Annotated in this window: 13 protein-coding genes and 1 pseudogene; 11 read left to right on the plus strand and 3 right to left on the minus strand. The window is 67.4% G+C overall.

Annotated elements, in window-relative coordinates; genetic code table 11:
* Positions 1–202: pseudogene (locus tag CDO46_RS28165) on the minus strand (hypothetical protein); the annotation flags it as partial.
* A gap of 86 nt (positions 203–288) precedes the next feature.
* Here CDO46_RS28165 and CDO46_RS23250 point away from each other — a divergent pair.
* The 4 genes from CDO46_RS23250 (at position 289) to CDO46_RS23265 (ending at position 4,959) form a co-directional block, all read left to right on the plus strand.
* On the plus strand, positions 289–1,209 hold the full coding sequence (locus CDO46_RS23250; RefSeq protein WP_087841048.1) for a histone deacetylase family protein: 921 nt from the start codon (positions 289–291) through the stop codon (positions 1,207–1,209).
* 164 nt (positions 1,210–1,373) lie between these two features.
* Entirely contained in the window at positions 1,374–2,123 is a 750-nt protein-coding gene (locus CDO46_RS23255; RefSeq protein WP_087840980.1) for an electron transfer flavoprotein subunit beta/FixA family protein, read from the plus strand.
* A gap of 2 nt (positions 2,124–2,125) precedes the next feature.
* On the plus strand, positions 2,126–3,055 hold the full coding sequence (locus CDO46_RS23260) for an electron transfer flavoprotein subunit alpha/FixB family protein (protein ID WP_087840981.1): 930 nt from the start codon (positions 2,126–2,128) through the stop codon (positions 3,053–3,055).
* Positions 3,056–3,162: 107 nt separating this feature from the next.
* Positions 3,163–4,959: an acyl-CoA dehydrogenase gene (locus CDO46_RS23265; RefSeq protein ID WP_087840982.1), complete on the plus strand. Its 1,797-nt coding sequence runs from the start codon at positions 3,163–3,165 to the stop codon at positions 4,957–4,959.
* A 21-nt stretch (positions 4,960–4,980) separates the two neighbouring features.
* On the opposite strand, the gene CDO46_RS23270 is transcribed toward CDO46_RS23265, so the two are convergent.
* The gene (locus CDO46_RS23270; protein ID WP_087840983.1) at positions 4,981–5,598 is read right to left on the minus strand and encodes an alpha/beta hydrolase; all 618 of its coding nucleotides are present in this window, start codon (positions 5,596–5,598) and stop codon (positions 4,981–4,983) included.
* 226 nt (positions 5,599–5,824) lie between these two features.
* Here CDO46_RS23270 and CDO46_RS23275 point away from each other — a divergent pair, with 226 nt between their 5' ends.
* Together CDO46_RS23275 and CDO46_RS23280 are read left to right on the plus strand one after the other, a co-directional pair.
* On the plus strand, positions 5,825–6,469 hold the full coding sequence (locus CDO46_RS23275) for a peroxiredoxin (protein ID WP_087840984.1): 645 nt from the start codon (positions 5,825–5,827) through the stop codon (positions 6,467–6,469).
* A 77-nt stretch (positions 6,470–6,546) separates the two neighbouring features.
* Complete coding sequence (locus CDO46_RS23280; RefSeq protein WP_087840985.1) at positions 6,547–6,954, plus strand: DoxX family protein; 408 nt, start codon at positions 6,547–6,549, stop codon at positions 6,952–6,954.
* Here CDO46_RS23280 and CDO46_RS23285 read toward each other — a convergent pair whose 3' ends face one another.
* On the minus strand, positions 6,955–7,914 hold the full coding sequence (locus CDO46_RS23285) for a CysB family HTH-type transcriptional regulator (protein WP_087840986.1): 960 nt from the start codon (positions 7,912–7,914) through the stop codon (positions 6,955–6,957).
* Positions 7,915–8,206: 292 nt separating this feature from the next.
* Here CDO46_RS23285 and CDO46_RS23290 point away from each other — a divergent pair, with 292 nt between their 5' ends.
* Genes CDO46_RS23290 through CDO46_RS23310 form a run of 5 tightly spaced genes read left to right on the plus strand, consistent with a single transcriptional unit; the run spans position 8,207 to position 12,798 of the window.
* Positions 8,207–9,184 carry a sulfate ABC transporter substrate-binding protein gene (locus tag CDO46_RS23290; RefSeq protein ID WP_243724631.1) on the plus strand — a complete coding sequence of 326 codons (978 nt, stop codon included), beginning with the start codon at positions 8,207–8,209 and terminating at the stop codon, positions 9,182–9,184.
* A gap of 23 nt (positions 9,185–9,207) precedes the next feature.
* Positions 9,208–10,071, plus strand: coding sequence for a sulfate ABC transporter permease subunit CysT (gene cysT / locus CDO46_RS23295; RefSeq protein ID WP_243724632.1), 864 nt, complete (start codon positions 9,208–9,210; stop codon positions 10,069–10,071).
* Complete coding sequence (cysW, locus tag CDO46_RS23300) at positions 10,068–10,967, plus strand: sulfate ABC transporter permease subunit CysW (protein WP_087840988.1); 900 nt, start codon at positions 10,068–10,070, stop codon at positions 10,965–10,967. Before cysT ends, cysW begins: the two co-directional genes overlap by 4 nt.
* 22 nt (positions 10,968–10,989) lie before the next feature.
* Positions 10,990–12,048, plus strand: coding sequence for a sulfate/molybdate ABC transporter ATP-binding protein (locus CDO46_RS23305; RefSeq protein ID WP_087840989.1), 1,059 nt, complete (start codon positions 10,990–10,992; stop codon positions 12,046–12,048).
* Between the two features lie 12 nt (positions 12,049–12,060).
* On the plus strand, positions 12,061–12,798 hold the full coding sequence (locus CDO46_RS23310) for a phosphoadenylyl-sulfate reductase (RefSeq protein WP_243724623.1): 738 nt from the start codon (positions 12,061–12,063) through the stop codon (positions 12,796–12,798).
* The last annotated feature ends 3 nt before the right edge of the window (positions 12,799–12,801 follow it).

Genomic DNA, 12,801 nt, shown 5'->3' on the forward strand with positions numbered 1-12,801 from the left:
GCGCGGGGGGCGCGGGCGCCACGGGCTGCGGGGCCGGGCCGGAGCCCGGAGCGGCCTGCATGCCAGGGGAGGGCGGCACGCCCTGCATGGGGGCGGCGGCGGGGGGCGGGGGCGAGGCGCAGCCCCACAGGGCCAGCGCGGCAAGACCGGCGACGATCGGGCCGCTGCGCGACCCGGTCGGAAAGCGGGGTGTCGAATTCACGCGTAAGATTTCCGGAAAAGCGATATCGATAGCGTGATGCTGCCGGCTGTTCGGCCGCGATGCAAGTCGGGCGCATAATGGAGGCCATGGCTACGCTTTACTTCACGCATCCGGCGTGCCGGCAGCACGAGATGGGCGAAGGGCACCCCGAGTGCCCGGCGCGGCTGGACGCGATCTCCGACCAGTTGCTTGCCTCGGGCGTGGCGGTCCACCTGGTCGAGCGCGAGGCGCCGCAGGCCACGCAGGACGCGCTGCTGCGCGTGCATACCTCCGAGTACCTGGAATCACTGGTCGAGCGCTCGCCCGTGCACGGCTACGTCGAGCTCGACCCCGACACCTGCATGAACCCCCACACCTACGCGGCGGCGCTGCACGCGGCCGGCGCCGCGATCGCGGCCGTCGATGCCGTGCTGGCGGGAGAGGGCGAGTCGGCGTTCTGCGCGGTGCGGCCGCCCGGCCACCATGCGTGCCCCGACCAGGCCATGGGATTCTGCTTCCTGAGCAATGTGGCGATCGCCGCGCGCCATGCCATCGCGCGCCACGGTTTGACGCGCGTGGCGGTCGTGGATTTCGACGTGCATCACGGCAACGGCACCGAGGCGGCGCTGGCCGGCGACGAACGCGTGCTGATGTGCGGTTTCTTCCAGCATCCGTTCTATCCGTTCAGCGGTACCGCGCCCTGGGCCGACAACATGCTGAACGAACCCGTGCCCGCCTATACCGAAGGCGCGGCGATACGCGAACTGGTCGCGGCCCGGTGGCTGCCCAGGCTGGAGCGGTTCCGGCCCCAGCTCGTGCTGGTGTCGGCGGGCTTCGATGCGCACCGCGAGGACGATCTGGGCAGCATGGGGCTGGTCGAGTCGGATTTCGCCTGGATCACCGAGCAGCTGGTGGCGCTGGCCCAGCGCCACGGCGCGCGGGTCGTCAGTTGCCTGGAAGGCGGCTACAACCTGTCGGCGCTGGGGCGCAGCGCCACCGCCCACATACGCGCGCTGGCGGGGATCTGAGCCCCCATGCGCGCTCGTCGTCCGTATTTACCCGTATTCCAGGCCCGCGAGAGGGGCATGTCGATTACCTATAATCGACAGGTTTCCCTGTGGCGCGGCGACCGTGCCGTGTGCGTGCCCGTTACCCAGGCGTAGCCGGCTTATCTACAACGAGGTTGCAAACGATGAAGGTGTTAGTGCCAGTCAAGCGAGTGGTGGACTACAACGTGAAGGTCCGGGTGAAGTCGGACCAGACCGGCGTGGACATCGCGAACGTGAAGATGTCGATGAACCCGTTCGACGAAATCGCCGTGGAAGAGGCGACGCGCCTGAAGGAAAAGGGCGTGGCCAGCGAGATCCTGGCCGTGTCTTGCGGCGTCGCGCAGTGCCAGGAGACGCTGCGCACGGCGATGGCCATCGGCGCCGACCGCGCCATCCTGGTCGAGACGCAGCAGGAGCTGCAGCCGCTGGCCGTGGCCAAGCTGCTGAAGGCGCTGGTCGACAAGGAGCAGCCGCAGCTGGTCATCCTGGGCAAGCAGGCGATCGACGACGATGCGAATCAGACGGGCCAGATGCTGGCCGCGCTGCTGGATTGGCCGCAGGCGACCTTCGCGAGCAAGGTCGAGGTGGCCGACGGCAAGGCGACGGTGACGCGCGAAGTGGACGGCGGCCTGGAGACGGTGGCGCTGTCGCTGCCGGCCATCGTGACCACGGACCTGCGGTTGAACGAGCCGCGCTACGTGACGCTGCCCAACATCATGAAGGCCAAGAAGAAGCCGCTGGAGACCGTCAAGCCGGAAGACCTGGGCGTGGACGTGACGCCGCGCCTCAAGACGCTGAAGGTGGCCGAGCCGCCGGCGCGCAAGGCCGGGGTGAAGGTGGCGGACGTGGCCGAGCTGGTGGGCAAACTCAAGAATGAAGCGAAGGTGGTGTGAAGATGGCGATACTGGTCGTAGCGGAACATGACAATGCGCATCTGCGCGCGGCGACGCTGAACACGATCACGGCGGCGCAGCGCCTGGGTGGCGACGTGCACGTGCTGGTCGCGGGCGCGGGTGTGGGCGGAGCGGCGCAGGCGGCCTCGCAGGTGGCGGGCGTGGCCAAGGTGCTGTCGGCCGACGGCCCCGCGCTGGCCGATGGCCTGGCCGAGAACGTGGCGGCGCAGGTGCTGGCGGTGGCCCAGGGCTACAGCCACATCCTGTTCCCGGCCACGGCGTACGGCAAGAACGTGGCGCCGCGCGTGGCGGCCAAGCTGGACGTGGCGCAGATCTCCGACATCATCGGCATCGATTCGGCCGATACGTTCGAGCGTCCGATCTACGCGGGCAACGCGATCGCCACGGTGCAGTCGGCCGACGCCGTCAAGGTGATCACCGTGCGCACGACGGCCTTCGACGCGGCCGCGGCCACGGGCGGTTCGGCGCCGGTGGAAAGCCTGTCCGCGGTGGGCGACGGCGGCAAGTCCTCGTTCGTGGGGCGCGAGGTTGCCAAGAGTGACCGTCCCGAACTGACGGCGGCCAAGGCCGTGGTCTCGGGCGGACGCGGGATGGGCAGCGCCGAGAACTTCAAGCTGCTCGAACCGCTGGCGGACAAGCTGGGCGCGGCCATGGGCGCGTCGCGCGCCGCGGTCGACGCGGGCTATGCCCCCAACGACTGGCAGGTAGGCCAGACCGGCAAGATCGTCGCGCCGCAGTTGTACGTGGCGGTGGGCATCTCCGGCGCGATCCAGCACCTGGCCGGCATGAAGGATTCGAAGGTGATCGTGGCGATCAACAAGGACGCCGAGGCGCCGATCTTCGGCGTGGCCGACTACGGGCTGGTGGCGGATCTGTTCACCGCCGTGCCCGAGCTCACGAAAGCGCTGTAGGCGCGAACGCCGCCGCGCCCTTGGGCTGCGGCGGCGCACCCGAACAGGGCCGGGCCGCCGGTCTTGCCGCCGCGCGGCCCTCGGTGCCCAACTGACCGGAGGTTTGCATGGCTTACGTGGCTCCATTGCGGGATATCCGATTCGTGCTGAACGAATTGGCCGGCCTGGACAAGGTTCATCAATTACCCGGTGGCGAGGAAGCCGGCCAGGAAGTCGTCGATGCGATCCTGGACGAGAACGCGCGCCTGCTCCAGGACGCGATCGCGCCGCTCAACCGCGACGGCGATCTGCAGCCGCCCACCTGGCGCGACGGCGCCGTCACCGCATCGCCGGGGTTCGCCCAGGCATTCCGCAGTTTCGTCGAAGGGGGCTGGCAGGGCTTGCAGCATCCGGTGGACTTCGGCGGGCAAGGCCTGCCCAAGGTCGTCGCCACCCCCTGCATGGAAAACCTGAACGCCGCCTGCCTGTCCTTCGCGCTGTGCCCCTTGCTGACCGATGGCGCCATCGAGGTGCTGCTGACGGCCGGGACCGAGGAGCAGAAGCGGCGCTTCATTCCTTCGATGATCGACGGTTCCTGGACCGGAACCATGAACCTGACCGAGCCGCAGGCCGGATCGGACCTGTCGCTGGTGCGCACGCGCGCCGTCGCGCAGCCCGACGGCAGCTATCGGCTGCACGGGCAGAAGATCTTCATCACCTACGGCGAGCACGACATGGCACGCAACATCGTGCACATGGTGCTGGCCCGGCTGGCGGACGCGCCCGAGGGCGTCAAGGGCCTGTCGCTGTTCATCGTGCCCAAGTTCCTGGTGAACGATGACGGGTCGCTGGGCAAGCGCAACGACGTGTGGTGCGCCTCGATCGAACACAAGCTGGGCATCAAGGCCAGCCCCACGGCCGTGCTGCTGTATGGCGAGGACAAGGGCGAGGTCGGCCCGGGCGCCATCGGCTATCTGGTGGGCGAGCCCAACCGCGGCCTGGAAACCATGTTCATCATGATGAACGCCGCGCGTTTCGCCGTCGGCTTGCAGGGTATCGCGGTGGCCGAGCGCGCCAGCCAGCATGCCGTGGCCTATGCCAAGGACCGCGTGCAGAGCCGGGCGGTCGAGGGTTCGGCCGGGCCCGTGGCCATCGTCCATCATCCGGACGTGCGCCGGATGCTGTTGACCATGCGCACGCTGACCGAGGCCGCCCGCGCCGTGGCCTACGTGGCCGCCGGGGCGCACGATTTCGCGCACCGGCATCCCGATGCCCAGGTGCGCGCGCGCAACCAGGCCTTCTACGAATACATGGTGCCCATCGTCAAGGGTTTCTCGACCGAGATGGCGGTGGAGGTGGCGTCGCTGGGCATACAGGTGCATGGCGGCATGGGCTTCATCGAGGAGACGGGCGCTGCCCAGTACTACCGCGATGCCCGCATCCTGTCGATCTACGAAGGCACCACCGCGATCCAGGCCAACGACCTGGTGGGACGCAAGACCGCGCGCGACGGCGGCGCGGTGGCCGCCGCCATCATCGGCCACATGCGCGAGACGCTGGCCGAGCTGGACGGCGACCAGGAACTGTCGGCCTTGCGCGGACAACTGGCCGACGCCATCCAGGCCTACGAGGAAGTGGTCCGTTTCGTGGTCGAACGCTATCGCGACGACGTGCGCGAGGTCTACGCGGGCAGCGTGCCCTACCTGATGCTGGCCGGGCTCACGCACGGCGGGTGGCAGATGGCGCGCGCCGCGCTGGCCTGCCGGCGCCGTATCGGCAAGGGCGACGTCGACAGCTTCTATCCGGCCAAGCTGGCGGGAGCACGGTTCTATTGCGCTCACCTGCTGCCGCGGGTCGAGGCGCTGCGCCGCGAGATCCTGCAGGGGGGAGCGAGCACGCTGGCCATGCCGGTCGACGCGTTCTGAGGCCGGCCTGGCCGGCGCCGCTCAGGGGGATGGGCGGTGATGGCCGGGCGCCAGGGACGGCGGCAGCGGAGGCGTACGGCAGGGGGCGACCGGGATGCGCCAGTGCGACCTGCGCCGCAGGGCAGCCAGCAGTTTGAGCCCCTGGGGCCACGCGCCGTACCCCGATTCGGCATTGATGTGGCCGGCATCGTCGAGCTGCTCGAAGCGGCTGCCCCAGGCCTCGGCGAATTCGCGGGCCCGATCCAGCGAGCAATACGGATCGTTGGTGCTGGCGACCACCACGCTCTGGAAGGGCAGCGTCTGCATCGGCACCGGGCAGAACGAGCGCAGCCGCGCCGGGGCGTTCGGCCGCTCGACGTCGGCGGGCGCTACCAGCAGGGCGCCCGCCACTTTCTCGCGCACCCGCAGCGGCAGGTGGCATATCGTGATGCAGCCCAGGCTGTGGGCGATCAACAGCGGCGGGCGCTGCGCCGCTTCGATGGCGGCGGCCAGGGTCGCGGTCCAGTCATGCAGGTCGGGCGAGGCCCAGTCGGCCTGCTGCACGCGCACCGCGCGCGGCAGACAGGCCTCCCACAGGCTCTGCCAGTGGCCGGGCCCGGAGTTGTTCCAACCTGGGACGATCAAGGGTTGCAGTCGCATGAGCGCATGATGGCGTCCCCGTTCATTACTGGGAACGAAGAATTTTGCGTTTGTTAATTACCGCAGCTTCGTTGGCGGTACGCCGCGCCGGGTAACGCCCTTATATGAAAAAATAAGTATCCGGCTTTCCTTTATGGTGGAAAGCTATATGGTTATGTGCAAACATTTGTTCCCGCTTCCCCGGCGGAACGCCAGAATGCTTCATTTGAAAACGTAGGAGACCGACATGACCGCATTGCGTCTGGGCGACACCGCTCCCGATTTCGAACAGGATTCCTCCAAGGGACGTATTCATTTCTACGACTACCTCGGCGACAGCTGGGGCGTGCTGTTCTCGCACCCGGCGGACTTCACGCCGGTCTGCACGACCGAACTGGGCTATACCGCCAAGCTCGCGCAAGAGTTCGCCAAGCGCAATGTGAAGGTGCTGGCGCTGTCGGTCGATCCGGTCGATTCCCATCAGCAGTGGATCGGCGACATCAACGATACGCAGAACACCCGGGTGGATTTCCCCATCCTGGCCGATGCCGACCGCAAGGTGTCCACGCTCTACGACATGATCCACCCGAATGCCAGCGCCACCGCCACGGTGCGCTCGGTCTTCGTGATCGACCCGGCCAAGAAGGTCAGGCTCATCATCACCTATCCCGCCAGCACGGGGCGCAACTTCGACGAGATCCTGCGCGTGATCGACTCGCTGCAGCTTACCGACAACTACAGCGTCGCGACGCCGGTGAACTGGAAGGACGGCGAAGACGTCATCATCGTGCCCTCGCTGCAGGATCCCGAGGTACTCAAGCAGAAGTTTCCCAAGGGCTACAAGGTGGTGCGGCCCTACCTGCGCACCACGCCCCAGCCCAACAAGGAGTAAGTCCGCGGCGGAAGAAGTGCCCGTGTCACGCACATGTGCTGTAATGCGGGCCTTCGTTTCCTTTCGACAGGACTCCCATGCTCCAGACCGCCGACGATCTCGGAAAACTCCTGCTGCGCGTGGTCGTAGGGGTGCTCATGCTCATGCATGGCATTCCGAAGGTCATCGGCGGCATCGGCTTCGTGAAGGGGCTCGTCGCCTCGCACGGGTTGCCCGCCTTCCTCGCCTATTTCGTCTACGTGGGCGAGATCGTCGCGCCCATCCTGCTGCTCGTGGGCCTGTACAGCCGGCTCGGCGGCCTGCTGGTCGCCATCAACATGGTCGTGGCCATCGCGCTCGCCCACTCCAACCAGGTATTCACCGTGGCCAAGAACGGGGCCTGGACGCTGGAGCTCCAGGGACTCTACCTTTGCGGCGGCCTGGTCATCGCGCTGATCGGCGCCGGCCGCTTCAGCGCCGGCGGCAAGGGCGGCACCTTGAACTGATCAGGCTCCGGCCGGTTCAGGCTGGCGGGCCGCCGCCGTGTCCTCGTCCTGCTGCGCGGTGATCGTGTCGCGATCCAGGTGCGGCGCGAACATCTCGATGAAGGCGATCGCGAAATTGCGAAGATAGGCGCCGCGGCGCACGGCCAGGCGCGTCATGTTCGAGGCGAACAGATGGTCGGCCGCCAGCGACCGCAGCTTGGTGTCTTCCTCGCTGTCGTAGGCCATGGCGGCGATGATGCCTATGCCCAGGCCCGCCGATACATAGGTCTTGATCACGTCGGCGTCCATCGCCGTCAGCACGATGTCCGGCACGATCGAGGCGCGCGAGAAGGCCTCGTCGATGTGCGAGCGGCCGGTCAGGCCCGTGTCGTAGGTGATCAGAGGATGCCGGGCCAGTTCCTCGACCGTGGGCCGCTCGCGCGCCAGGATGGGATGCCCTGGCGGCGCGACGATGACGTGGTTCCACCGGTAGCCGGCGAAGGTCGACAACCTGCCGTCGGCCTGCAGCCCTTCGGTGGCGATGCCGATGTCGGCCTGGCCGCTGGCCACCCATTCGGCGATGTGCAGGGGCGAGCCCTGCTGCAGGTTCAGGTGGACCTGGGGAAAATTGCGCCGGAACGCCTGCACGACCACCGGCAGCGCGTAGCGGGCCTGCGTATGGGTCGTTGCGATGGTCAGCCGGCCCTGGTCGCGGGCGCTGAATTCCTGGGCCGCGCGCTTGAGGTTCTCCTGTTCGAGCAGCAGGCGTTCGATGATCGTGACGATTTCCTTGCCCGGCTCGGTCAGCCCGGTCAGGCGCTTGCCGGCGCGCTCGAAGATCGTCGTACCCAGTTCATCCTCCAGCTCGCGTATCTGGCGGCTGACGCCCGGCTGCGAGGTGTACAGGGTGTTGGCAACCTCGGTCAGGTTGAAATTGCGGCGCAGGGCTTCGCGGACGGAGCGCAGTTGCTGGAAATTCAAGGTGGTTCTCCTGCTCGGGCCGGCGCGACGGAGGCCGGCGGCGATCAGCCATGTTGCGTCGCAAACAAAAAAATCAGAACGAAAATTTGAAAATGATCTAATGCGCGTCCGGGCATAACGGCGTATTTGTTCTGTGCCGGGGCGGGTTTATACCGGTCGGAAATAAGTAACCATCCAAGATGTCGTTCCCAAGCATGGGGCTTGTGACCGACCATGCATTCCTCGAAAAGATGGAATGGAGCCTCGGATGGCCGGATTGCTGGGAAGGACCCTGGGTGTCGCCGTGCTGGCCATGGCGGCCGCCGTGTCGCCTGTTGCGGCACAGCAGAAGCAGACCCTGCTGAACGTTTCCTATGATCCGACGCGCGAGCTGTACAAGGATCTGGACAAGGCGTTCGCGGCCGAATACAAGAAAAAGGCCGGCGTGGACCTGACCATCCGCCAGTCGCATGGCGGTTCCGGTGCGCAGGCGCGCTCGGTCATCGACGGCCTGGACGCCGACGTGGTCACGCTGGCCCTGGCTTATGACATCGATGCCCTGCACGCGCGCGGCAACCTGCTGCCCGCCGATTGGCAGAAGCGGCTGCCGCAGAACAGCTCGCCGTATACCTCGACCATCGTGTTCCTGGTGCGCAAAGGCAACCCGAAGGGCATCAAGGACTGGGGCGACCTGATCAAGCCCGGCGTCTCGGTCATCACGCCCAATCCCAAGACCTCGGGCGGCGCGCGCTGGAACTACCTGGCGGCCTGGGCCTATGCCCTGAAGCAGCCGGGCGGCAGCGAGGCCAAGGCGCGCGAGTTCATCGCCGAGCTGTTCAAGCACGTGCCGGTGCTCGACAGCGGCGCGCGCGGCGCCACCACGACCTTCGTCGAACGCGGCCAGGGCGACGTGCTGCTGGCCTGGGAGAACGAGGCGCTGTTGTCGCTGAAGGAACTGGGGCCGGACAAGTTCGACATCGTCGCGCCCTCGCTGTCCATCCTGTGCGAGCCGCCCGTGGCCGTGGTCGACAAGAACGTCGACAAGAAAGGCACGCGCCAGGCCGCGCAGGCCTACCTGGAGTACCTGTACACCAAGGACGCGCAGGAGATCATCGCCAGGAACTACTACCGTCCCCGCAATCCCGAGGTGGCCGCCAAGTACGCCTCGGCGTTCCCCAAGGTCAACCTGATCACGATCGATGACGTCTTCGGCGGCTGGCAGAAGGCCCAGAAGACCCACTTCGAGGATGGCGGCACGTTCGATCAGCTCTACCAGCCGGGCAAGCGTTGAAGGCCTCCATTTCCACTCTCGGCATCCTGCACCCGCCGCTGGCCAGGCCCGGGCGGGCGCGGCGCTTCGGCGTGCTGCCCGGGTTCGGGCTGAGCATGGGCTTCACCGTGTTCTACCTGAGCCTGATCGTGCTGATCCCGCTGTCCACGCTGTTCTTCAAGAGCGCGACCCTGGACTGGGAGACGTTCTGGACGGCGGTAACCGCGCCCCGCGTGCTGGCATCGTACCGGCTGACTTTCGGCGCCGCGCTGCTGGCGGCGCTGGTCAACCTGGTGGCCGGGCTGGCCGTGGCCTGGACGCTGGTGCGCTACGAGTTCCCGGGCAAGAAGATCGTCGACGCGCTGGTGGACCTGCCGTTCGCGCTGCCGACCGCGGTGGCGGGCATCGCCCTGACCGCGCTGTATGCCTCGAACGGATGGATGGGCCGCTGGCTGGAGCCGCTGGGCATCAAGGTGGCCTATACGCCGCTGGGCGTGGTCGTGGCGCTGATCTTCATCGGTCTGCCGTTCGTGGTCCGGACGGTGCAGCCGGTGCTGGAGGACGCCGAGCGCGAACTGGAGGAGGCCGCGGCCAGCCTGGGCGCCAGCCGCCTGCAGACCTTCCTGAAGGTCCTCCTGCCCACGATCCTGCCGGCCTTGCTGACCGGCTTCGCGCTGGCCTTCGCGCGGGCCGTGGGCGAGTACGGCTCGGTGGTCTTCATCGCCGGCAACATGCCCATGGTGTCCGAGATCACGCCGCTGCTCATCATCACCAAGCTCGAACAGTACGACTATGCCGGCGCGGCCTCGATCGCCCTGGTCATGTTGCTGCTGTCCTTCGTGCTGCTGCTGTTCATCAACCTGCTGCAATGGTGGCAGGCGCGGCGCGGCCTGGGGAAGAACCTATGAGCAACTCCATCCGGCCCGTCCACCTCGATGAACCCGCCTGGGTGCGGCGCCTGCTGCTCGTGGTGTCGCTGGGCTTTCTCGCGCTGTTCCTGCTGCTGCCGCTGGCGGTGGTGTTCTCCGAGGCGCTGAAGAAGGGCTGGGAGCTGTATGCGCAATCCCTGGTCGAGCCCGACGCGCTGGCCGCGATCCGGCTGACGCTGCTGGTGGCGGCCATCGCCGTGCCGCTGAACCTGGCGCTGGGCGTGGCGGCGGCCTGGGCCATCACCAAGTTCCAGTTCCGCGGCAAGCAGGCGCTGGTCACGCTGATCGACCTGCCGTTCTCGGTCTCGCCGGTGGTCGCGGGATTGATCTATGTGCTGCTGTTCGGCTCGCACGGCTGGCTGGGACCGCTGCTCAAGGCCTACGACCTGAAGGTGGTCTACGCCGTTCCCGGCGTGGTGCTGGCCACGCTGTTCGTGACTTTCCCGTTCGTCGCCCGCGAGCTGATTCCGCTCATGCAGGCCCAGGGCAGCGAGGAAGAACAGGCGGCGCTTACCCTGGGCGCCTCCGGCTGGCAGATGTTCCGCCGCGTGACGCTGCCCAACATCAAATGGGGCCTCTTGTACGGGGTGATTCTGTGTAACGCCCGGGCCATGGGAGAATTCGGCGCGGTATCGGTGGTGTCGGGCCATGTCCGCGGCCTGACCAACACCATTCCGTTGCACGTGGAAATCCTCTACAACGAATATGCCTATCAAGCCTCGTTCGCGGTTGCCTCGGTGCTCGCGCTGCTGGCCCTGGTCACGCTGGTCCTCAAGAGCGTGGTCGAGTGGCGCGGCGGCCGGCAACTCAAGGACCAGGCGCTCCCCTCCGAATTTCCAGGCGCCGCGCCGTTGCAACTGAAGGTGGCCGGCTGACCGTCCCGGGAAGGTAAAAGACATGAGTATCGAAGTTCGTCATCTCTCCAAGCGTTTCGGAAACTTCCATGCCCTCAAGGATGTGTCCCTGCACATCGAGTCGGGCGAGCTGGTCGCGCTGCTCGGGCCGTCGGGCTGCGGCAAGACGACCCTGCTGCGCATCATCGCCGGGCTCGAGACGCCCGACGAGGGCAGCGTCTATTTCTCGGGTGAAGACGCCACCGACGTGCACGTGCGCGAACGCCAGGTCGGCTTCGTGTTCCAGCACTACGCGCTGTTCCGCCACATGACCGTGTTCGAGAACGTCGCCTTCGGCCTGCGCGTCAAGCCGCGCGGGCAACGCCCGTCCGAGGCGCAGATCAAGGACAAGGTCCACCAGTTGCTGAACCTGGTCCAGCTGGACTGGCTGGCCGACCGCTATCCCTCGCAGCTGTCGGGCGGGCAGCGCCAGCGTATCGCGCTGGCGCGGGCGCTGGCCGTCGAGCCGCGGGTGCTGCTGCTGGACGAGCCGTTCGGCGCGCTGGACGCCAAGGTGCGCAAGGAACTGCGCCGCTGGCTGCGACGCCTGCACGATGAACTGCACGTGGCCAGCGTGTTCGTCACCCACGACCAGGAAGAGGCGCTGGAGGTGGCCGACCGGGTGGTCCTGATGAACGCGGGCCGCATCGAGCAGGTGGGCACGCCCACCGAGGTCTGGGAACGGCCCGCCACGCCTTTCGTCTATGGTTTCCTGGGGGACGTCAACCAGTTCCACGGGCAGGCCCATGCCGGCGTGCTGCACGCGGACGGGCTGACCATTCCCACGCCGGACCTGGCCGACGCCCAGCATGCCAAGGCCACGGCCTACATCCGGCCGCACGAATTCGACGTGCAGCGCTACAGCGATGGCGACATCGGCCTGGTCACCACGTTCAACCGCGCCTACCTGTCGGGGCCCAGCGCCTACCTGGAACTCACCCGCCAGGGGTCGGACCAGCCGGTCGAGGTGGAACTGCCCGCCGAGGTCTTCCGCCAGCTCGACCTGAAGGGCGGCGAGGCGCTGGTCGTCAAGCCGCGCAACGCGCAAGTCTTTCTTACCTGAGCCATGGCCGCCGTGACCACTTCTTCCTTCCCGTCGCAACGCTGGTCCGAACTGGTCGACCGGCTGGGCGGCATCGCCCGCGCGCATGCCGACGTGGCGCTGGCCTCGTCGCTGGCCGCCGAGGACATGCTGTTGACCCATGCCATCCTGGATGGCGGGTTGGCCATCGAGATCTTCACGCTGGACACCGGCAGGCTCAACGCCGAGACCGTCGCGATGGTCGACCGCATCGCGGGGCGCTACGGCCGCGGCATCGGTGTCGTGCGGCCCGATCCGGCCGCCGTCGAGCGCTACGTTTCCACCCATGGCCTGAACGCCTTCTACGAAAGCGTCGAGCTGCGCAAGGCCTGCTGCGAGATCCGCAAGGTCGAGCCGCTGCGGCGCGTGCTGGCGGGCCGCAGCGCCTGGATCACGGGGCAGCGGCGCGAACAGGCGGTGACCCGCGGTGAACTGCCGCTGGACGAACCCGATCCCGTGTTCGGGCTGCACAAGTACAACCCGCTCGCGCTGTGGACCCAGGAGGAAGTCTGGGCCGCCATCCGCGCGCTGGACATTCCCTACAACCCGCTGCACGACCGGGGTTATCCCTCGATCGGCTGCGAACCCTGTACCCGCGCCATCCGGCCCGGCGAGGACCTGCGCGCGGGTCGCTGGTGGTGGGAATCGTCCGACTCCAAGGAGTGCGGACTGCACGCCGGCAACCTGTCGGCCATCCCGGTCTCCGTCGTCACAACCAAGCAATCAGGCTGAATC

Origin of the sequence: Pigmentiphaga sp. NML030171 (genome assembly GCF_002188635.1) — a bacterium.
GTDB classification, from domain to species: domain Bacteria; phylum Pseudomonadota; class Gammaproteobacteria; order Burkholderiales; family Burkholderiaceae_B; genus Pigmentiphaga; species Pigmentiphaga daeguensis.